At 45.6% G+C, this 22,249-nt stretch carries 18 protein-coding genes; 6 read left to right on the top strand and 12 right to left on the bottom strand.

From position 1 onward, the window contains the following. Positions 1 to 42 precede the first annotated feature (42 nt). From ACE1OE_RS00390 to ACE1OE_RS00405, 4 genes are all read left to right on the top strand, one after another. Positions 43 to 1,368 (top strand): PTS sugar transporter subunit IIC, encoded by a 1,326-nt coding sequence (locus ACE1OE_RS00390; RefSeq protein WP_102469345.1) that lies wholly within the window; start codon positions 43 to 45, stop codon positions 1,366 to 1,368. A 70-nt stretch (positions 1,369 to 1,438) separates the two neighbouring features. Further along, positions 1,439 to 2,818, top strand: a complete 1,380-nt coding sequence (locus ACE1OE_RS00395; protein ID WP_102469346.1) for a glycoside hydrolase family 1 protein — start codon at positions 1,439 to 1,441, stop codon at positions 2,816 to 2,818. Between the two features lie 65 nt (positions 2,819 to 2,883). After that, positions 2,884 to 3,222, top strand: a complete 339-nt coding sequence (gene chbA, locus ACE1OE_RS00400; RefSeq protein WP_347231007.1) for a PTS N,N'-diacetylchitobiose transporter subunit IIA — start codon at positions 2,884 to 2,886, stop codon at positions 3,220 to 3,222. Between the two features lie 308 nt (positions 3,223 to 3,530). Beyond that, a complete protein-coding gene (locus ACE1OE_RS00405) occupies positions 3,531 to 4,490 on the top strand; it encodes a LacI family DNA-binding transcriptional regulator (RefSeq protein WP_102469348.1) in 960 nt (319 codons plus the stop codon). A 206-nt stretch (positions 4,491 to 4,696) separates the two neighbouring features. On the opposite strand, the gene ACE1OE_RS00410 is transcribed toward ACE1OE_RS00405, so the two are convergent. The 3 genes from ACE1OE_RS00410 to ACE1OE_RS00420 form a co-directional block, all read right to left on the bottom strand. After that, a complete protein-coding gene (locus ACE1OE_RS00410) occupies positions 4,697 to 5,731 on the bottom strand; it encodes a porin (RefSeq protein WP_449209709.1) in 1,035 nt (344 codons plus the stop codon). 445 nt (positions 5,732 to 6,176) lie between these two features. Then, positions 6,177 to 7,118, bottom strand: coding sequence for an esterase/lipase family protein (locus ACE1OE_RS00415; protein WP_449209710.1), 942 nt, complete (start codon positions 7,116 to 7,118; stop codon positions 6,177 to 6,179). A 342-nt stretch (positions 7,119 to 7,460) separates the two neighbouring features. Continuing rightward, complete coding sequence (locus ACE1OE_RS00420; protein ID WP_449209711.1) at positions 7,461 to 8,597, bottom strand: linear amide C-N hydrolase; 1,137 nt, start codon at positions 8,595 to 8,597, stop codon at positions 7,461 to 7,463. 223 nt (positions 8,598 to 8,820) lie between these two features. Between ACE1OE_RS00420 and ACE1OE_RS00425 the strand changes: the two genes are divergently transcribed. Next, positions 8,821 to 9,711, top strand: coding sequence for a LysR family transcriptional regulator (locus tag ACE1OE_RS00425; RefSeq protein ID WP_102469352.1), 891 nt, complete (start codon positions 8,821 to 8,823; stop codon positions 9,709 to 9,711). Between the two features lie 287 nt (positions 9,712 to 9,998). Here ACE1OE_RS00425 and ACE1OE_RS00430 read toward each other — a convergent pair whose 3' ends face one another. The 3 genes from ACE1OE_RS00430 to ACE1OE_RS00440 all read right to left on the bottom strand — a co-directional run bounded on the left by ACE1OE_RS00430 (position 9,999) and on the right by ACE1OE_RS00440 (position 12,608). Next, on the bottom strand, positions 9,999 to 10,724 hold the full coding sequence (locus ACE1OE_RS00430; protein WP_102469353.1) for an amino acid ABC transporter ATP-binding protein: 726 nt from the start codon (positions 10,722 to 10,724) through the stop codon (positions 9,999 to 10,001). Between the two features lie 19 nt (positions 10,725 to 10,743). Beyond that, complete coding sequence (locus ACE1OE_RS00435; RefSeq protein ID WP_449209712.1) at positions 10,744 to 11,691, bottom strand: amino acid ABC transporter permease; 948 nt, start codon at positions 11,689 to 11,691, stop codon at positions 10,744 to 10,746. A 110-nt stretch (positions 11,692 to 11,801) separates the two neighbouring features. Then, on the bottom strand, positions 11,802 to 12,608 hold the full coding sequence (locus tag ACE1OE_RS00440) for a transporter substrate-binding domain-containing protein (protein ID WP_372063040.1): 807 nt from the start codon (positions 12,606 to 12,608) through the stop codon (positions 11,802 to 11,804). An 828-nt stretch (positions 12,609 to 13,436) separates the two neighbouring features. Between ACE1OE_RS00440 and ACE1OE_RS00445 the strand changes: the two genes are divergently transcribed. Continuing rightward, positions 13,437 to 14,627 (top strand): MFS transporter, encoded by a 1,191-nt coding sequence (locus ACE1OE_RS00445; RefSeq protein ID WP_449209713.1) that lies wholly within the window; start codon positions 13,437 to 13,439, stop codon positions 14,625 to 14,627. A 159-nt stretch (positions 14,628 to 14,786) separates the two neighbouring features. Here ACE1OE_RS00445 and ACE1OE_RS00450 read toward each other — a convergent pair whose 3' ends face one another. From ACE1OE_RS00450 to ACE1OE_RS00475, 6 genes are read right to left on the bottom strand one after another with little or no spacing between them, the layout of a single operon-like run. Continuing rightward, positions 14,787 to 15,779 (bottom strand): DUF5718 family protein, encoded by a 993-nt coding sequence (locus ACE1OE_RS00450; protein WP_449209714.1) that lies wholly within the window; start codon positions 15,777 to 15,779, stop codon positions 14,787 to 14,789. Next, the gene (locus ACE1OE_RS00455) at positions 15,772 to 17,076 is read right to left on the bottom strand and encodes an allantoate amidohydrolase (RefSeq protein WP_449209715.1); all 1,305 of its coding nucleotides are present in this window, start codon (positions 17,074 to 17,076) and stop codon (positions 15,772 to 15,774) included. Before ACE1OE_RS00455 ends, ACE1OE_RS00450 begins: the two co-directional genes overlap by 8 nt. Positions 17,077 to 17,098: 22 nt before the next feature. Further along, a complete protein-coding gene (locus tag ACE1OE_RS00460) occupies positions 17,099 to 18,331 on the bottom strand; it encodes a pyridoxal-phosphate-dependent aminotransferase family protein (RefSeq protein WP_372063036.1) in 1,233 nt (410 codons plus the stop codon). Then, a complete protein-coding gene (locus ACE1OE_RS00465) occupies positions 18,321 to 19,898 on the bottom strand; it encodes a gamma-glutamyltransferase family protein (protein ID WP_449210093.1) in 1,578 nt (525 codons plus the stop codon). Before ACE1OE_RS00465 ends, ACE1OE_RS00460 begins: the two co-directional genes overlap by 11 nt. Next, positions 19,898 to 21,184 (bottom strand): amidase, encoded by a 1,287-nt coding sequence (locus ACE1OE_RS00470; RefSeq protein ID WP_449209716.1) that lies wholly within the window; start codon positions 21,182 to 21,184, stop codon positions 19,898 to 19,900. The genes ACE1OE_RS00465 and ACE1OE_RS00470 overlap by 1 nt, the downstream gene beginning before the upstream one ends. 16 nt (positions 21,185 to 21,200) lie before the next feature. Then, positions 21,201 to 22,217, bottom strand: a complete 1,017-nt coding sequence (locus ACE1OE_RS00475) for a bile acid:sodium symporter family protein (RefSeq protein ID WP_102469362.1) — start codon at positions 22,215 to 22,217, stop codon at positions 21,201 to 21,203. Positions 22,218 to 22,249: the final 32 nt, after the last annotated feature.

Below are 22,249 nucleotides of genomic sequence, written 5' to 3' on the forward strand. Positions count from 1 at the left end.
ATCCAAACATCCTTAACGTTCTAACAAAAAAGAGACACTATAATGAGCGCTTTATACGATAAAATGGTCAACGTAATCGAGCAAAAGGTCACCCCAATAGCGGGAAAGATTGGCCAACAAAAATACGTGACGTCAATACGCGATGGCTTTATTGCCGCCCTACCTTTCATGATTGTTGGTTCATTCATGTTGGTATTTATCTTTCCTCCTTTTTCGCCAGACACGACCCTCGGGTTTGCACAGTCATGGCTTAGCTTTTCAGATACATACCGTGAACAACTGATACTGCCATTTAACCTCAGTATGGGGATAATGACCATATTCATATCCGTCGGGATAGGTTCGAGCCTCGCAAGGCACCATAACCTTGATCCTGTCACGACTGGCCTACTTGCTTTGATGGCGTTCTTATTGGTGGCAGCGCCAGTTCAAGATGGCAACATCTCCATGCAGTACTTCTCAGGCCAAGGTATTTTCACCTCAATTATTACCGCACTTTATGCGACAGAAGTGTATGCATTCCTCAAACGTAACAACATCACGATCAAACTGCCACCAGAAGTACCAACTGGCGTAGCGCGTTCGTTTGAAATCCTAATTCCAGTGCTGGTGATCATCTTAACGCTGCACCCTTTAAACCTTTTCATTGAATCGCAAACAGGCATGATCATCCCTGAAGCTATTATGTCACTGATTCAGCCTTTGGTTGCCGCCTCTGACTCATTACCGGCTCTGTTACTCGCTGTTCTTGTCTGTCAAATTCTTTGGTTTGCTGGCATCCATGGCGCGCTTATCGTGACTGGCATCATGAACCCATTCTGGATGGCGAACCTTTCTGTGAACCAAGCGGCTATGGCTGCTGGCGAAGCCATTCCACATATCTTTGTGCAAGGCTTCTGGGATCACTATCTATTAATTGGTGGTGTAGGTTCAACGCTTCCTTTGGCCTTCTTACTGATGCGCAGCAAGGCTATTCACCTAAGAACGATTGGTAAATTAGGCAGCGTACCGTCACTGTTTAATATCAACGAACCTATTTTGTTCGGTGCGCCAATCATTATGAACCCAGTGTTCTTCCTACCCTTTATTTTAGTGCCAATGATTAATGCAACACTTGCATGGTTTGCTTTGGACTTTGGTTTGGTTGAACGCGTTGTCTCACTCACACCTTGGACAACACCTGGACCGATCGGCGCCTCATGGGCAGCTAACTGGGCCTTCAGTCCTGTCATCTTGTGCTTCATGTGTATGATTATGTCTGCCCTTATGTACCTACCGTTCCTAAAAGCGTACGAAAAGACATTGCTAGACCAAGAAGCCAGCGAGAAAGAAGAAGCACAACCAAGCGCGCAACCTGTAACCGCTTAATTCAACCCACACGTTTTTACTCTTTTCAATTCTAGGGCAGTCAGCGCTGCCCTCTTAAAGGACCATTATCATGAACTATCAATTTCCTGAGAACTTTCGTTGGGGCAGCGCCGCTTCATCAGCTCAAACTGAAGGTGCCGCGTTTGACGGCGGTAAAGGCGAGAGCATTTGGGACCATTGGTACAAAGAACAGCCGAATCGTTTCCATAACAATGTATCGTCAACGACTGCGTCAACGTTCTACCAAAACTACAAAGCCGATATTCAATTAATGAAAGACATCGGTCACAACAGCTTCCGTACTTCCATTTCTTGGTCACGTCTCATTCCAAATGGCACGGGCGAAGTAAACCAAGAAGCGGTTGAGTTTTACAATAACGTCATCAACGAACTGGTGGCTCAAGACATCGAACCCTTCATCTGCTTGTATCATTTTGATATGCCGCTAGCGATGCAAAATATTGGTGGCTTTGAAAACCGCGAAGTGTTGGATGCATACGCTAACTTTGCTGAGGTTTGCTTCAAACTCTTTGGCGACCGTGTTAAAAGCTGGTTTACATTCAACGAGCCGATTGTTCCCGTTGAAGGTGGCTACCTTTACGACTTCCACTACCCTAATGTCGTCGACTTCAAACGTGCGGCAACGGTGGCTTACCATACCATTTTAGCGCACGCTAAAGCGGTTGAAAAATACCGAGCATTAGACACCGATGGCCGTATTGGCATCATTCTCAACCTGACGCCGTCTTACCCTCGTTCACAAAATCCGGCGGATCTAAAAGCCGCTAACATCTGTGACCTGATGTTTAATCGCAGCTTCTTAGACCCATCGGTTAAGGGAGAGTACCCACAAGAACTGGTCGAGCTTCTCACTGAGCACGGTCAAATGCCTACTGTTGAAGCGGGTGATTGTGAGCTGATTGCGAAAGGCAAAGTCGATGTACTTGGCGTGAACTACTACCAGCCACGCCGCGTTAAAGCTCGCGACAACGCCATTCACCCAGAAGCGCCATTCATGCCAGAACATTTCTTCGATTATTACGAAATGCCTGGCCGTAAAATGAATCCTCATCGCGGCTGGGAGATCTACGAAAAAGGAGTCTACGACATCCTAACTAACCTTCGCGAGAACTACGGTAACCTACCTTGCTACATTTCAGAAAATGGTATGGGTGTGGAAGGTGAAGAGAAGTTTTTAGTCGATGGACAAATTCAAGATGACTATCGCATCGACTTTATCCAAGGCCACTTGCAGTGGTTGCACAAAGGTATTGAAGAAGGTTCGGCCTGCTTTGGGTATCACCTTTGGACCTTTATTGATAACTGGTCTTGGGCTAACGCCTACAAAAACCGTTATGGCTTCTACCAACTCGACCTTAACACTCAAAAGCGTTCAGTGAAAAAGAGTGGCGAGTGGTATGCACAGGTATCTCAGAACAACGGCTTCTAGACACTGAATCACACTAACACTAACGCGGTCGATTCCGTCGGCCGCGATATCAACGATTATGACAAATTAAAGGTAACAACATGGAAAATATGGATCTTGAAGAACAAGTAATGGGCATTATCATCAATGCTGGTCAATCACGTAGCTTGTGTTATGAAGCCCTACGCCATGCTAAAAAAGGCGAATTTTCGGAAGCGGATGGTCTATTGAAAGAAGCACAAGAATTTGCCAATCAAGCTCACCTGGTTCAAACCAAATTAATTGAAGCTGATGAAGGTACTGGTAAGACTAAAATGACACTGATCATGGTTCATGCTCAAGATCATTTAATGACATCTATGCTGGCTAAAGAACTCGTCACCGAGATGATTGACCTACATAAAAAGATTGAAGCCAAGTCATAGCAGAAGCGCCTCACCCCCCTAGCCGTAGTTGTATGACCGCGTAGTCAATACAACTGCCGCTCGACGGCATTCTCTAGCAACGTCAACGCTTCTTAAGTTAATGCTTAACGCTTAACGCTTACTACTAATGATTACAGCGATATAACCTATTAACTAAAATATTCGTTCATTATTAGTAAGCGTCCTTTTCTAAGTTCGTTAATTACATCACCACACTTGAGGTTTAATGGCGATAAATAGTACAATGAAGAAATTATTGGGAACCGATTTCCCATTTTTGAAATAAAACGATAGAAAAGGCTTTCTGAATGGCGACAATCACTGATGTTTCTCTCCTTGCAAATGTTTCCAAAGCGACCGTGTCTCGTGTCATGAGCGGTACTCGCGGTGTGAAAGCAGAAAGCAGAGAAGCTGTGCTACGCGCTGCAGAAGAACTTAACTACCGCCCTAACGCTGCCGCGCAAACACTCGCCAATCAACGCTCTGACTATATTGGTGTGATTCTATCCTCTAGCGATGCAGGACAAGTGTCAACGTACTTACCCTTACTGGCCAAATCATTGAAGGCCAAAGGCAAACATATGTTGGTGCAATTCTCAGAATCACCTGAAGAGCAACTGCGCTGTGTTGAAGAATTAAACCAACGTCATTGCGATGCGATTATCACGTTAGGTGGTGACCTAACGACTTTAAATGACAAAAATATTATTGCTATTGACGGTGCCATCACTGATGCTCAGTCAGCGATTGGTTACGACTATCGTTTTGCAGCAGAGAGCGCTTGCCGTTATTTATCGAGTAAAGGTCACACAAGTATCGCCATTATTGTTGAAGACGAAGGCGCTGCTTCGAAACAAGTCTTAGAAGGCTATAAAACTTCTTTGCAGAATTCATCGATGCCCGTTAACCGTCAACTCATCGTTAGCGCCAATGGCAACAATGAACAAGCGATTATGTCTTTGCTAAACAGTTATCACCCGTTTACCGCGATTGTTGTTATGAAAGACAGCCAAGCCGCAGTGGCAATGAACTTGTTACGTAACTTTAATCTCGCTACACCTAACGAAGTCTCCATAATCTCACTCGAAGACTCTCAATTAGCCAGCCAGCTCAACCCACCATTAACGTGCATTAGTTACCCTTCCCAGCAGATTGTTGATAATGCGATGGAAAGGCTAGAAGCTTGCTTAGACGATCGCATTATCAATTCTAAACCGCTTGTTACTGGACGCTTGGTCACTCGTGAGTCGGTTGCTAACCGAGGATAACTCCCGTTAGATCCCGCGGTTCATCATTTAGCCGTATATTTAACACCGAGTTTTCAATGTATCCTGCCAACATTTGACATTTATTGATCAAAATAAGCACTAACGGAATAATCCCAATAAACGACTAACGCTTTAATAAGAAAAGCCCCAACCTGTGCGTTGGGGCTTATTATCTCAGAGTCGAAATATGGAAACGACCGCGAGAATTAGAACGTCATATTTGCACCAACACGGCCGGCAATACTGTCATCTTTTGTGCCAGAAAGGCCGTACTCTAAACCGGTATAGAGTTTAAAGTTAGGTGTGAATACATAAGACAATTCTGTTGAGACGAAACTGTCGTCATCAGGGTTCACTGCGCCATCGTTATCATGGCTTTGCGACGCATAACCCAAACGGTATGTCAGTTTGTCAGTGATATTGTATGCACCTGCTACTGCATACCCTAGCGTTTGTAGATCTGAGTCTTGAATGGTCGCATTCGTTTGGTTCACGCCAACCGATAGATACAAATCTTGGTAGGTGTAACCTAGACCCGCGGCAGCTTCAAGCGCATTATCACCACCTGAATCTTTTGCAGAGGATCCATTCAAAGACGTGTCTTTTAGGTCTTCGTAGGCGATCCCCCCACCAAGAGTAAAGCCAGCACCTAAATCTCCGACTGCTGACGCACCCAAACCATAGTTAACGACTGCCTTAAATGTATCAGTGCTTGCGTTAGAGCTTGAATAATCTTGCCCCCCACCATTTGCATTCGCTTTTAGCGTGAATGTGCCCGCATGACCGATAACTAATAGTTGGTTTTCAGTACGGTCTGCCGTTTTTAATTTAGCTTGTGCTTGTCCGGAGTAAGTATCAAAAAAATCGACAATATCCGTAACCTGACCTAACGAGCCATCCGTTTTACCATACTGCGCTTCAATATTTTCGTTGCCGATACCAACATATAAATATCGAGTTTCAAAACCACCATCTTTTGTGTATTCCCCCTCGGTAAAACCGTGCGCGAAGACACTATCGTTTATTTGTGTTTTTGCATCAAAATTAAGACGAGCCCGTGATTGGTCATTAACGGTTTGATCAGTTTTACCCGCTGCTTTAGCTTCCGAGTTATAAACGTCAGCACGAGCTTCAGCTCGACCACCAACAGAAAGAGTTAAATCTTTGCTTTGATATACCTCTGCTGCATTGGCGCCAGAAGCCATTAGTACTGCTACCGATAATATAGTTAATTTTTTCATTATAATTCCAATTTATTGTATGAGAAATTACCACCTTGGAGCTAAAACAATATATTCACTATTAAAATATGTTAAGAATAAATATTAAAAACTAATATTACATTATTGATAAATAGATTATTTAAACATATATGCAAAACTAAAAACCATGCAATCAATAGCACGCTTGAACCTTAACTTCATTTAATATCAATTACTTAGAAGGAGTCTCATTTTAGATGAAAATATACAATTATTAATTTCACTTAATTGAATTTTCATTTGAAAATTTAATTAATCAATTAGAAAAAATAGAGATAAAATAAATAACCAGAAATATTGTCAATTAAAAATAAGAAAGATAATAGATATTCACACCCCCGAGAATATCTGTTAACAATACTAATATCGACCGTGACTAATATCACACATTTCATTCATATAAAGCTTGTCCCGTTGAGTCTCCCTATATAAATCGCTGGTATATTCGATTAACCGACATGGTAAAAGTCTCAACATCTGAAGGGTCTGGCGTTGCCATCAAACCATATCTTTGCAGCACCTCAATAAGCTTCCAAGGAGTCACGGTTTCATTGCCCACAATTTCTGCATGCCCCGCATGCACGGTGATTGCCTGACCTTGCACTGAGCGATCAACCCTAGATTTAGATTGCTCTGTAAGGGAAAACACGTAGTCATCTTTTATACACTGGCCATTCGCGTCTTGGATCCGACATGTGTTGACTTCATCTGTTTTAATGATGAGGTGACGATCCAGTTGTGGCACCAACTCTCCAGGCGTTTCAATAAATTCCGCCTGCGGTGGAATATCAAGATATTTTGCGCCAGTTACCGCATAACAAATCGCATCGACTATCCCGAGTGAAGCCACTCTCAACCAAGTAGTGCCGCAATGAGACGCAACTTCAATGCCTTTAAATGGCGCGGATATTGTCGCAATCTCTAGAGGGTGATGAATGATATGTTTACCATCTGAGTCATGGTCAGTAGCGGCTCGTCGAGTGATCAACCCTCCTTGACTATGCCCTAAGACCGTTAGTTTTTGATCACCTAGTACTGGGCTTAGTGTATTAGCTGCATCAATTAGATCAGCTGCAACGTCATCTAATCTGCGTCTATCGTCATATTCAAAACAAGCCGTCTGTTGCCCTAATTCCGCATAGACTTCCGATAGTGCCTTAAATTGCCCTTCGGACGCGAAACAACCATGAACAATCAACACCAAAGGTTCATTCTTGCTTAGCCGCAGAGGCTCACTTGCACTACCGCACGAACGCACGGTTTGCTCAGGAAATAGGGTCGAAAGATCCACCGTCTCTGCATGAACACTTGAAATCATGTTAATCGCTACTGCAGTGCAGGTCGCCCAACGACGCCACTTTACCATGCTCCCCTCCTTGGGTTACTTTCAAGCTCTCATTAGAACCGTTTCAATATGATTGAAGTAATAATGCCACCAAAAGCATCATTAGTAACGACGGTTTCATCATAAAAAGCAACGTCCTAATCAATTTTCAGATTATTAGACTATCAATCTCGCGAATATTGGTCACACCTCGAGTAAATTTGAGCTTTTGTTATCGTTGAAAAGATGACGACGAATCATCTCATCGTGCTGCGAGGAATTCCGATGAGAATTACGGATCACTACTTTACACCACTCCGTAAAAAGCCGAGAAGCAAAGTTTCTCGGCTTAAACTGTAATTTCCTATCCAGTTCAGAGGTGATTTATTTAGGCGTGATGTCTTGTATTGCTTGTACCTTGTTGATGTCTAAAGGCAAGTGACGAATCGCCTTATCATCAGTAGAAAAATCTATTTTGGTTAAGTCAATCATACGTAATTGACGATTGTGTTGCGTATGATAGTAATACTTTAGGTTGTGGCTATCGGCAACCGAAGTCCAGATAGTAGAGCTTCGCATCCCTTCTAATCCTTCAAGATCAGCCTGTGGTCCTTCAGCCGCGCCGAGCGGTAGATTAAAATTATCCATAATTCGCAATACCTCATACAAAGCTTCTTCACTATTAGGTAGGTTCCTTGCCGTTTGACTATAAGCGGTTGCACGTACAAATCGAGAAGGGGGCGTAAAATCACCCGGCAAACCAAGGAAGCCACTTCCAGCACCAATGGGTGCTAAGTTTACATCTTGCTCGCCTTTAGTCAGTGTTTTGGTTGCATGATCTATTGGCGTTAATCCAACATAATTGCGTAGATTGGTCATATGCCAGTCGAAACTTGGACTATTGGTCATGACACGCAATGGATTATCAAAAATGTTCAGTTTGCCATCAAGGTATTCGACAACAATGGCTTGTCCGCTTGGTTCAATAATAGTGAGATGAATAGGGGCAGCTATGCCACCAATTGATGGCTCTGGTGTTCCAACAACACGTATGTCTTTTAGGCCACTTTTCACTTCATCAATTGTCGCAAAAGATGTCAATAGATAGTTGGCCAATTCAAGTTCGCTGACCGTTTTATCCGCTTGAGAAGCATCAAATTCTTGGAACTGAGCAAATCCTGGCAAGTATAAAACCCCAACGATTAATCCCTTCTCATTCATACCATCGGTTAAGTAGTCTTTCTCCAATGCATCTAGTGCAACAACACCATATTTTGCCTTCCATTTCATGCCGTTTCTCCCTTCCGGGGTAGAGGCTTGAAACTCATGTCCTTGCGGCACGATGGCAACGCGAGAATTAAGGTCAAATGCCCCCCACTCCATCGTGCGGCCATAGACCACCGAGCCGTCGTTTGCTTGCAAGGCAATGCTAGTGCACGCAAGGGCGCCGCCAAAGTGAAGAGCTGGAATAAGCATGGTCATAGACAATACTTTGCTGGCTGTTTTTCTTAAAATGTTCATTAGTTTCCTTATTGCAGGTACACGCTTACTTCATTTATTGGATAAAGGTATATTTTGGTTTTTCAGTCTGGATGATGACAGACTCGGTGGTGACTATTGTGTCATCCAGCGCTAGAGAGATGCGGTTGACACTTCTTGTAATATCAGTGAGAAAAATATCAAAGCTTTAAATACATTAACAATGCATTATGATAGGTAAAACCAAACATTATTGAGGGTAAGCATGTTTTCATATGAACACCTAGCGGCTTATTGTGCGACTTTCGAGGAAGGGAGTTACAGTAAGGCAGGGAGGAAACTAAACAAAGAACGCACAACGGTTCGAGAGCAAATAAAAATACTAGAAGATACCTTCAATGTTGAATTGTTTTATATCGAGGGGAAGAAAGCAATTCCCACCCAAGAGGCCGAATCCTTGTACCGTCAGGCGAAAGTTCTGGTTAAAAATAGTCAGCTACTTTATGAGCGAATGCAGGACGCGTACAAAAAGCAACTTGAAGTACTGACGGTTTATCATGATGCTCTCGTACCTAGCTCTTTAATTGCAGAAATAAACCAGTTGGTACGGGCACAAATTCCGGGCATGCGGCTAAATTGGCTACAACGGAATCGTGATGAAGTGCTCGATATACTGGCAAGAGATACGTCGTCTATTGCCATTATGCAAAGTAAGTTAAAGAGCTTACCGGAACATTCATTTCGATATATAAACTTGGGTACAAGCCTGCATAACGTTTATTGTCATTCCGGTCACACGCTGGCTAACACTAAGAATGTTCATCTCGACGAGCTTGAAATGACGACACAGTATCTCAGTGAAAATCACCATAATAGCAATCCCGAGTTGTTTTCTATTTCAACTGACCTCAGACTCGTAAGTAGCACAGAGGTTCTCCTGGAGTTACTTCAGCATGATGGTTGGTCAATCCTGAGCAAATCATTGGCTGACCCGTTGGTAAAACAAGGTGTACTCGTCGAAATATCCGTCAATGAGTTGGTAAATTCGCTGCGAATCCCACTCTCGTTTTATTGCCCACCTAGGCTAGAAGGTTTTCACGAAATTCAGGTCCTCGAAGAAATTTTAATCCATTATGCGAAAGCAGGGTTTACGTAACACGGGGGCACCGCGTAAAGGTGGACGCTCAAGACTCGCTGCCAGAGCGCCACTGAGCAATGCAAAAGTTCTTCACTCTTAACTGGACGTCACCAAAGAAGTGTCACTCGTTATCGTGTCTAGCTTATGCGTTTTTTGTTAAGCATATAGAGAAGTGAATAGGGTTGAGAATTGAAGCAGTAGGAACGCTTAAAAAAGCTGAGAAGGAAAACTCCTCAGCTAATTAAAGGTTATAGACGTAATAACATCCACGCCGTTGTGCTTTTAGCTTAAACGTATAATGCTGATTAAAGAACCTTAGAGAGGAACTGCTTGAGTCTAGGGTTACTTGGATGGTCAAAAAAGGCTTCTGGACTATCTGAAACCAGAAGTTCACCGTCTTCCATAAACAGCACTCGATCCGCGACCTCTTTAGCAAAGCCCATCTCATGAGTCACCACAACCATAGTCATACCATCCGCTGCTAGCCCTTTCATCACATCGAGAACTTCTCCAACCATTTCAGGATCCAAAGCAGAGGTAGGCTCATCAAAAAGCATGATGTTAGGCTGCATAGCAAGTGCACGCGCTATCGCCACACGTTGTTGTTGACCGCCAGACAGGTGATTAGGGTAATTGTCCATTCGATCAGCTAACCCGACCTTTTCTAATATTATCTTTGCCTCTTTCTCCACCTCAGTCTTCCCTCGTTTGGCGACTTTAAGTGGGGCTAACATGACATTGCCAAGCGCAGTTTTGTGAGGGAAAAGATTAAAACTTTGAAATACCATGCCAACTTCTTCACGCAAGGTGTTGATGTTGGTCTGCTTGTCATACATGTCGGTGCCATCAACCGTTATTGATCCGCTGCTGATGGTCTCAAGCTGATTCAATGCTCGCAAAAAGGTCGACTTTCCGGAGCCTGATGGGCCGACGACTACGACTACCTCACCGCGCCTTACGGTGACGGTGACATCTTTCAAAGCATGGCAACCATTGGGGTAAACCTTGTTAATCTTGTCGGCGACGATCATGTCCTCGCCTTGATAATCTCTAGTCACTAGCGGATAACCTCTTTTCTAGCATTTGAATTGCCCATGAAAGTGAGCTGGTGAGGACTAAGTACAGTATTGCTACAGTAAACCACACTTCAAACGGAGCAAAGCTGCCACTGACAACTTCTCGACCTGCTTTCGTAAGGTCAGTAATCGAAATAACCGAAACCAACGAAGAATCTTTGATTAGGTTAATGAACTGGCCTGCTAGCGGGGGCAACGTCCGTTTAAATGCCTGCGGTAGGATGACGTAAACCATGGCTTTGACATAGTTCATCCCCAAAGAGCGGGCTGCCTCCATCTGACCTTTGGGGATCGCTTGAATACCAGCTCGAATGATTTCAGCAACATAAGCTGCGGTGAAAACAGAGAGGGCAATCACTCCGGACGTGAAGCGCTCTAGGTCTAATACCGTGCCAATAAAGAAGTACACGATAAAAATCTGGACTAATAAAGGCGTACCTCGAATCAACTCGATATAGGTAATTGCCAACTTCTTCAACGCTATGTTGGAGGATATCCGCATTAAACCAATAAACAAGCCGATAAAAATGGCGAAAAATAGCGACCAAAGAGAGATTTGAATCGTGACAATCAGGCCTTCGGTCAAGGGACCTATCCGCCATTCTGTTGCCTCAGCTAGCTGATCACCTTCGAAGATTAGATCACCTTCGTACGCGGTGATGTTCTCAAACTGACTAAGGTTAAGTAACTCTTCTCCCGACAACGACTCAAGAACCAATTGGCCATCACCGTTTAATGCGATATTGCCATCTTCTGGAGCAGAAATTGCCGAAGCCGAGTTATCAAAGATGTAGGGAACAACACGCTCCCAGTTCCAGTTATAGTCTATGCGTTTACCTGACAAATATACCAACCCACATAAACAGGCGATAATAAGTAGGAAAACGCCATTCCAGAGAATGGGTTTTTCTCTATTTTGCATGGTCAATTCTCAAATACAGCGAGGAGAAGGAGGAAGTAGCCTAAATGAATACGATTTAGGCTACTCTAACCGACGAATATGGTTGTTTGTGATAAGGCGCTAACGAGTATTTATTGAACTTGTTTTAACCAAGCATCACTCTTGAACCATTTGTCATAAATTCGATCGTAGGTGCCATCACCCTTGATTTGGCGTAGGTAGCCGTTCAAGAAGTTAAGAAAGTCCGGATCGCCTTGACGTACAGCCCAGCCAAGAGGCTCATATGTGAACGGTTCTTCGATATGAATTAATTGACCTTTGTTTTCTGCACTATAAATAGCGTTGTAAGGTAAGTCGTAAATAAATGCATCGGCTTTACCATTAATCACCTCTAATACCGCTTCTGACTGTGTTTCGTACAGATTAGTGGTCGCTTTTGGTAGATAACGTTTAATTGCCCCTTCACCAGTCGTACCAAGCTTAGTTACGACCGTATATTTCTCATCATTGAGGTCACGGTAACTTGTCACTTTACCTTCAAGTTTCGGGCTAACCAAAATAGATTGACCGATAATGACATACGGGTCGGCGAAGTTAACCTGCATATTTCGCTGCGGAGTGATAGTCATACCACCCATAATCATGTGGCATTTTCCTGTCAGCAACGTTGGAATAATCCCATCCCATGCGGTGTTTACCGGCGTGTACTTAACACCCATTGCTCTGGCCATCTGTTTTCCAAGATCAATATCAAAACCGATGTACTGACCGTTTTTAGCCGTCATTTCGAATGGCATGTAACCTGCGTCAAAACAGACACGCAACTCACCATCTTGAGTGATTTGTTGGAGTTGGCTAGTTGTGTTAGCCGAAGCGACATTGATGGTGGCTGTGGACGCGAGCGCAATAGCCGCGACAGCGCGGAAGAAACGTTTCATAATGAATCCTTTCATTTTATGTTTTTTTAAAACTAGCCTTGATCAAACCTGAAAATAGACTAGTGCTACATGGTAACGTTATTACTTATATCAAAAATAACCGCCAAGGTAAAACAAGCATTAAAACGAAAGTTAAATAAATTGTATGAAAAAGCAACAAGATAGATCTGAGTCAATGTACATGTGAATGTATCACCACCTTAAAGAAAACAATTAAAAAAATACCGTCACCGATGCAGAAGTGAGCACGGTTTGATTCAGTATCAACACCGGCAACACCCTTGTTAAAATGAATACTATCGTTAAAAAGAACATCATAATAATAACCTTCCAGTATAATTCTGCTCAATGCACAGGTCTCCAACCAAAACCAAAATTATAGATATTTACTTTTGCTTCCATTCCTCCGGTGAATCTAAGACTTCTTGCTGTGTTGGCCGTGGTATAGAGAAGACCCGTTTCACCATAAGTGCTGTTGTGATGACTCAATCACTGAATCGACGTTGCCCCGTGCTTACTGTGCTTGCTCGTGCCTACCCACATACCGCTCTCTCATCAATCCAAAAGGTCAGAGAACCACACGGCTCGCAACAATAAGTCTTGTGGCTAATAAAAAGATAATCGCAAATACACTCTAGTACTGGAGTGAGAACTGCGAGCAATGGCCACAAACCACGACGGTAAGTAAATTGTCCAAAGCCGGTATTCGTTCGCTTACTCGTAAGCTGCTAAAAAATTGATGAAAAACAATGCCAATTACATTAGTAATACAAAATAGAATTCAGTAAAATCTAACCATTCTTTTACTATCATTACGGTAGTACACCCATGAATTCCCGTAGTCATTTCGATATTTTGTGTTTTATTGGCATTATGTTGCTCGCATTAAACTTGCGCGCGCCATTTACAAGCTTTGCACCATTAGTTGACCAGCTAATGAATGGACTTAACCTTTCTTCAAGCTTAATTGGTATTGTTACTGCTTTACCATTGGTCATGTTCGCCCTATTTTCGCCCCTGTGCCCGCGACTTATCAGCAAGATAGGCGTGGAGAAGGTACTGTGTTTAGCGTTGATGTTGATATTTTCGGGCGTGCTGATCCGTTCTTCAGGCTCGGTGATTGGCTTATACCTTGGCACCGCAAGTATTGGTATTGGTATCGCGTTTGGCAATGTGTCACTGCCGGTCGTGGTAAAACTGTCTTTTGCTGCGCGTATTGGCGTGATGACCTCGTTGTATACGCTCACGATGGGAATCGGCGCGACAGCAAGCTCAGCCTTGATGGTACCTTTATCTTATTTAGCGTTTTGGGGCTTTGAGGGTTGGCAAATTGCGCTGATGTTTAATCTAGTGTTTCCGATACTGGCCTTTACCTATTGGGGACCTAAAGTCGGTCAATCTCGCACCAGTGTCATGAAAAAAACACACGCCCACTACCCGCTTCCCAAACTCATTAAGCAGCCAATGGCGTGGTTTATTACCTTGGTACTTGGACTAAATTCTTTCACTTTTTATACATTAGCGGGCTGGATCCCTAAGATCCTTATCGATTGGTCATACAGCGAACTGCAGGCGGGGTATATCTACAGTCTGTTGCAGTTTTCAACCATCATGCCAGGCTTAGTGCTCGCGCCATTGATGGCTCGTGGTGTGAGCTCTTTTATACTCATCAAGATTGCTGCCTGCATGTCTTTTACTGGCGTATTAGGTTTGGTCCTAGCCCCACACTTTGCTGTTGCATGGGTAGTACTGTTTGGTTTTGGTAACTGCGCCACGTTTATCGTTGCCTTGTCTTTTATCAGCTTGAGAACCCATAGTCCCGGACAAGCCGCAACCTTATCGGGCATGGCTCAATCAGTCGGGTATGCACTTGCAGCGGTAGGTCCAAGCTTGATTGGTAGCCTGCACCAAGCCACGTCATCCTGGCATATCCCTATCGCACTGGTCGCTTTTTTTGCATTCATGTGCTTTGTTTTTGCTTGGCTCACGACGTTAGATATTGAATTAAAAGCGAATTAAGGTCATCGTGTTTATCAGTGATAGTGGCTTGCTAACACTAGCGCTTTTAGCTTTAAGCTATGAGCTATGAGCTATGAGCTATGAGCTGAATTAAAACTGAGGCTCTACGATAACAAATGGAATGAAGTCGGTATTATTGCCACCCGCTCCACCCATTACTTAACTCGCTGCAACGGTCACATCTTGAATCAAAGCGATAATACCCACATCCAAACCTTGCTCTCGAGACAGTGTGGACGTTTGTAGCTGCTGCGCTATTTGCTCTATCTGCCATTTACGGCTGTCGTAGAGAATAACAGCGGTTTTATCGTTATCGGCTAAGACATGCGTCTCGCCATAGGGGGTGTAACGCACCGCTCCTACAGAGACTAATATCTCAGGGGGTGAACCCGCCCCTTGCAATAGATCATGAATATTGTGCAGCGCAACCTCATAGTTTCGCGGCGCTGATACTGTGTTTTGAGTGTTCCTGACATTCTGAGTGATAATAGCTCGTTGAATCCAACTGGTGAGCTGAGCGTAGAAAAAGGTGTATTCGGTAATCGCGGTATCTTTACCACATAGCTGCCATTCATCCGCGCGACAGTGAAAGCCACACAATCGCCAATACTCAAGCTCACCGCTTACAGAAAAATCTCCAACCTCCATTGCGCTTGCCGCTAAACCCTTTGACGCTGGGCCCCAGTTTTTCTTCTCTGCAAGCTTGTTGACTTGGCGGTTTCTGTATGTGGCGTCATTCATCACCGACATCGACACTGGCGACAGAGCACACACGGTTTTACCCACGTTACGGCTGCTATCGTAATCAACAGCAAACCTCACCACTAGCTCTGGCTCCATCTGAACCTTTGCGCCTTTGTCGCTGGGGAGTTCGAGCTTAGAGGAAGAATAGGGATTGATTGCTAGGTAAGCGCCGCTTGCATCGGGGACGTAAATGGGAAACAGCGCGCGAGGCTTATCCTCTTGAGTCGCATTTGCTAACGCGTCACCTTCGCCGGTTTGGTTAAGGTGACCAGCTGTATTCCCTGCAATGCCAAACCCCGTCAGCGTACACTGTGACGCTTGTCGCGGTTGCGAACCTTGCAGCAGTGTTTGTGACGAGAATGGCTGCGCGTTAGCATTGAGCATCTGAATTTGCTTTCGGTCAGTCATTGTGAATACCCACCTTTTCGCTCGTATTTGCGCGAGTCATTGACGAGGAGGGGTTATTTGATTCAGTCGATGAACCCGCATAGCCACGAGACACCATATCGACCAAACATCTCAACGCCACCTCTACATCTTCCACCAGCACTTGTTCACGCGGATGATGACTAATGCCTTTTTCACAGCGCACAAACAACATCCCAATATCAGCGATGTTGGCCATCACCATCGCATCATGCCCTGCACCGCTTGGCAGAAAACAGGCCTTTTGACCCGTTTGGCATTCAATCACGTCAGCCCATTGCTGCTGCAAAACGTGTGAACACGGCACGGCATCGGCTTGGTAAATCACGCGCTCATCGAGTGTTAACTGACGCTTGTCAGCGATGGTAACCAGTTCTTGACGTAATACCTCACAAGCCGACAATAGCGTCTGTTGGTCTGAACTACGAATATCAAGGCTAAACTGAACCTGCCCAGGGATGACATTAACCGCGCTCGGTTTGACATCACACTTGCCCACAGTGGCGACAACATCGTGTTGGCATCCAAATTGTTCTATCGCAGTAATCATCTCTGCTGCCCCGCACAATGCGTCATTGCGAAGCTCGTGCGGTACTGTGCCAGCGTGACCTGCCATGCCATAGACGTCGAACAGGTAACGCTTAGCGCCGGCAATACCCGTGACCACACCCACCGCGCGGTCTTGGTTTTCTAATACTGGGCCTTGCTCAATATGCACCTCAAGGTAAGCTAAAGTCTCTTGCGGTGAACGACTGTCCGTGCCAGCATTTTCTGGCGATAGACCAAAACTTAGCATCGCCTCACCCATAGAGATATTGTCGGCATCTTTAATGTCCAACCACGCAGGAGAAAAACAGCCTGCAACCGCGCTTGATCCAATCAATGTCGTATCAAATCGCACGCCTTCTTCGTCGGCAAATGCCACGATATCGACGTGATATGGAAGCACATATCCTGCCAGTTGGTTGAGCGCTTCAATGCCCAGCAATATTCCCAAATTGCCATCATATTTGCCGGCATTAACGACGGTATCGCTGTGCGAGCCAATGATCAATGTCGGTTGAGTAGGGTTTGCCGAGACCTTGCGTCCCCATTGGTTGCCCACACTGTCTTGCCAGGTTTCTAGCCCTGCCTCCTTCATCCATTGTGCGAGTTGCTGATGGGCCTGTTGGTGTTGCTCGGTTAAATATGCACGCGTTAAGCCATTTTTCATGGCGCTAAAGCCCGCTAATTTATCCGCTTGTCCAAATACCTTACTGGCTGCTGTGTGTTGATTCATTAACATCCCTTTTCTCACGATTTTAAGCGTGGTAATAACTCATCGCGGCAACCACCGCTTGACCTGCTGACACCTTGACTTTGTGCTTAAGGAGCACAGATTCAAGCGCAGCTAGCGTGGTTAATACACACTCCTGTCTTGCATTAAAGCCCATCGTGCCGATACGCCAGATTTTTCCATGCAAAGGCCCAAATGACGTACCGATTTCAATACCAAAGCAGTGCAACAATTCTTGACGAACCTGCTCTCCATCCACACCTTGCGGGATGTAAACGCCGACAACATTGTTCATTTTAAACTGTGGATTACCAAATAACTCAAGTCCCATTGCTCGCAGGCCCGACGCCATCGCATCGCCCGCTTGTTTATGGCGTGCGACTACCGTATCCGCGCCCTCCTCTAAGAACAAGCGACCACACTCGCGCGCCGCGTACAGCATGCTTGTCGCTTCTGTGTGGTGGTTGAGTCGCTCCGGCCCCCAATAATCCATGATCATCGCGAGATCAAAGTAATTCGACTGAATCATGGCATCTTCACCCGCGACGTGGTGGTCGGCGCGAATGCCTGCTTCGATATGTTTACGGCGATTGATGACCTCAGCACAACGATCGCTTAGGGTTACCGGGGCACTGCCAGATGGGCCGCCTAAACACTTTTGTAGACCTGCCGATACCGCATCTAGGTGCCACTCATCGACCTTCAATTCATTACCCGCAATCGATGCCGTCGCATCGCAGTAAAATAACACCCCATGTTGCTTACAAACCTCACCAATCTCTTTAAGCGGCTGGTTCATGGTGGTTGAAGTATCGCCTTGCACCGTCGCTACCAACTTAGGTTGAAACGACTTAATCGCCTGTTCAATTTGCTCAGGCTGGCACACCTCACCCCATTCGATATCGATGGTTTTTACCGTCGCGCCCACGCGCTCAGCAATCTCACACAACAGGTGTCCAAAGCGACCAATGACTGGGATTAACACCTTATCACCTGGCTGAAGCACCGATACCAACACCGCTTCAATACCCGAGCGAGCCGTGCCATCGACCAAGAATGTTTGTTGATTCTGCGTCTCAAAAACGCCGCGATAGAGCTGCTGAACCTGATTCATATAACCCGTCATCACAGGGTCGTATTGGCCAATAAGCGCTGCAGACAAGGCTTGATGCACGCGCGGGTAAGCATTGATCGGGCCAGGGCCCATTAACAAACGCTGCGGCGGGTTTAGGGTTTCAAAAACAGTTTTAGTATTCATGTATTTCTCCAAGTAAATAGGTTCCATCGCTACGAGGATCGCTAGTGGCACTGGACTGCCCTTGTGAATCAACCACAATTGCGCCCGCATGCCCCATTAATTCATTAAGATCGTTCACCGAGGTCACGTCATGACCGCGCTGTTGTAATTCACTTCCGTATTGCTGATGCAACGCTTGCTCTAAGCGCAGGTTGGTCGTCGAACTCCCCCACGTACGGCCAAGTAACCAACGTGGCAGAGCAACCGATTCAGAAAGGCTTTGTCCTTGATAGACGTAGCGACTAAACAGGCAAGCTTGTGTTTGTGGTTGGCCCTCACCGCCCATCGTTCCATAAACCATGCGGCGCCCATCATTTAACTCAGCATAAGCTGGGTTTAAGGTATGAAAGGGCTTTTTGCCCGGCGCAAGGACGTTGTGATGGTCAGCATCAAGTGAAAAGCTCTTACTACGGATATTCCACAATACACCGCTATTGGGCAGCACGACGCCACTACCAAACTCCCAGTAAATACTTTGGATAAAGCTCACCATGGTGCCGTATTGGTCGGTGGCTCCCATCCAAACTGTATCACCGGGTTGAGCTAAATGCGGCCAAGGTAGCGAATGCTGCATAGAGATATTCGATACGCAGCGGTCAATCTCTTCATCAGTTAATAACGACTGCAACGGCTGCGCTAAACACGCCTCATCGGTCACGATGCGATCGCGCAAAATAAAGGCTTGTTTGGTGGCTTCGACCAACAGATGAATATGGTCAATCTCATCGTTTGCTTTACTCACTAGTCGATCGTAAATACCTAGAATCAGCAGTGAAGCAACGCCTTGTGTGGGAGCACCAAAGTTATAAAGTTGCCCTTTAGACGTTTTAACGGTTAACGCTGGCATCACTTTCGCTTCATGAGTGTGAAAATCATCCAGGTTTAATGGACTGCCCAACGATGCAAGATCGGTGGCCAAGCTCGCCGCGAGATCACCGCGATAAAAATCTGCAAGGCCGTTATCTGCAAGCTGTTTAAATGTCTGTGCCAGTTGATGATTGTAGACGGTATCGCCTCTTTCTAGTGGCAGACCTTGCTTGAGGTATATCTCGCTAAACCAAGGGTTGTGCCCTAGTCGCTCCAGTGTCTTAACACTTGCATCCACCAGACTTTGCGTTACTTCAACACCGTGCGCAGCCGCGTCGATGGCTGGCTGGAGTATTTGCAGCAACGAGTGTTTTCCACCGTCAAGCTGCAGGGCTTTATCCCAACCAGAAATGGTTCCTGCCATCGTTAATGCCGACTCGCCGCCCGACTCTGGCAGCTCAGAATATCGAGATTGATAGTCGGCGACGTTAACACTTGAGCCAGCAGCGCCACACGCATCAATTGCTATCGGCAGCTCACCTTGGCGACATATCAACCAAAACCCATCGCCACCAATGCTGTTCATATGAGGGTATTGTACTGACACCATAGCGGCGGCGGCCACCATGGCTTCACTTGCGGTGCCGCCCGCATCTAAGATGGCTTGGCCGGCTTGTGCGGCTTTAGCATGCGGCGCGGTGAATGCCGTTTGAAATCTCATCATCGCGCCTCCTTAACCAGTGGCTTATTTTTGGTCTCTGGGTTTGCTTCTTGGTTATTTTCCGTGTGCTTTTCGAGATGCTGAGCAAAGTTGATCAAGGTTTGTTCGCTATGAGGCAAACCAATCAATGAGATGCCAAACGGGCCATGCTCAGATTGCTCTGTCGGTATATGTAATTGCGGCAAGCCCGCCAAACCAGCTATCGCCGTTAATCCCATGAGCTCGGTACGGTACTGCGCCAAATCCTCGCCATCAATGTCCAGCTTTGGAGGCGAGGACGGTGTAGTAGGCAGCACCCAGATTGCTCCGGATACCGTCATTTCATTGATTAAGGCTTGTGTAAAATCGGCCTGCTGAGCTTTTGCAGCCTGATATTGTTGCTCAGTGATCTGTCTTGCCCACATCACGCGTTGCATGATGCTCGGATCGACACTGTCGCAGTGTTGGGCAAGCCAATCACCATGATTTTTAATGATCTCATAGCCCTGGATGGTTCGAAACAGCAAGCTTAGTGAGGCCAAATCAAGCTTCATATCGGCAAGAAATCGATTCATTTTGATTGGAACTGCTAATCGAGCGCTCCACTCTTGCAGTGTTTGTGCTCGCGCCTGCCCAAGCAGCGCAGCAAGGTCTTGATCAATACCAATTCTAGCGACTGGTTTTTCACTCAACGTAACAGGGCTACTTGCGCCCGAACCTTTGGTTAAGTCATCCGAATGTAGCGCTTGATACACATCGCTCATCACGGCTAGGTCGCGGGTAAAAATACCGGCTGTATCAAAGCTAGCCGATAACTCAAAGCAGTGTTGCAAGCTAAGCTTGCCCAATGTCGGCCTTAAGCCATATAAGCTACAGTAGCTCGCCGGTACGCGCACTGAACCGCCAGTATCGGTACCGATGGAAAAATCAGCCTCGTGATTTGCCACTGCGACAGCACTCCCGCTCGATGACCCCCCTGGTATACACAGCGGCGCAACCGGGTTTACCGGCGTGCCATAGTGGATATTGGCACCGTTTAGGCTGTAAGCCAGCTCATCGGTTTGGACACGCCCAATGCATTGTGCGCCATGATGTAACAAACGCTCAATTAATGGTGATGTTGCGACTGCTGACGAGTGCGTAGACAGCCATGTCGGGTTGCCTGCGCCAGTCACAAAACCCTCGACATCGAACAAGTCTTTAAATACAAAGGTTAGGTTATCGAGTTTTCCGCCTCGAGTTGGCGCTAGCGAATTCGGGCCCTGCGTGCAATAAACCGAGGCCTCTCGCGTTGTTTGTGTGGTCATCCGTGATCCCTAATCCTTACTTAGTTGCAGCCTGAGCGTGGTGGTTATCAATCTGTTCTTGATGATTTTTGGCGTAGCGGTTAGCCATAATCGCGCAATAGAAAATCTGGATCGGGTGATACAGCATGATTGGCAATAAAATCATCCCCAATTGCGGATCAGAGCCAAAGATAACCGCGGCCATAGGAACACCAGCGGCCAAGGTTTTCTTTGTTCCGCAAAACACAGCCGCGACTTCATCCTCATGAGAAAAACGACTACGGCGCGCTGCCCATTGAAAAGTGTGAATCATGACCATAAGTACCGCAAAACAAACGGCAATCGTCGTCAATAGCATACCGATTGAGAATGTGTGCCAGATGCCATTAGCCACCGAGTCACAAAAGGCGTTATATACGATCAACAAGATGACGTATTTATCTACTTTATTAACGATATTTTTATGCTTTTCGACGAATTTAAGCAGCAAAGGACGCATCAGTTGCCCTGCAATCATTGGGACCAATAACAGCTTAGCAATAGAGATGATCGAATCTGCCAGATTGAGTTCTGCGCCTTCCAAGCCCATAAATAGCTGAATCAAAAACGGCGTAATAAGGACACCTAGAATGCTTGATAGTGAAGCATTGAAGATGGCACCAGGTACGTTGCCCTTGCCAATACTGGTCATCGCTACCGATGAAGAAACGGTACTTGGCAACACAAACAAATAGCAAAACCCAAACGCTAATGCCGCTGGCATGTAGCTTAAAAAGGCGTTGCCAAAGATCACCCATAACAGTGGATAAAAAACGAACGTGGCACATTGGATAAACAGGTGCAGACGCCAGTTACTAAAGCCTTTTTTAATCGCACTTGGCGCAAGCCCAAGGCCGTGTAAGAAAAACACGATAGCCACACCAATCCCAGTCAGTTTATCAAGATGGATGAGGCCATTACTCTTGCCAACTTCAGGGGTAACGATAGCGAGGGCAATCGCGATGACCATGCCCACCAAGAACCACTCTTTTTTTAGTTTATTGACTATATTCATTATAAATTTCTTTTTAAATTAGAAGATTAGCG

The organism is Vibrio sp. E150_011, assembly GCF_053544015.1.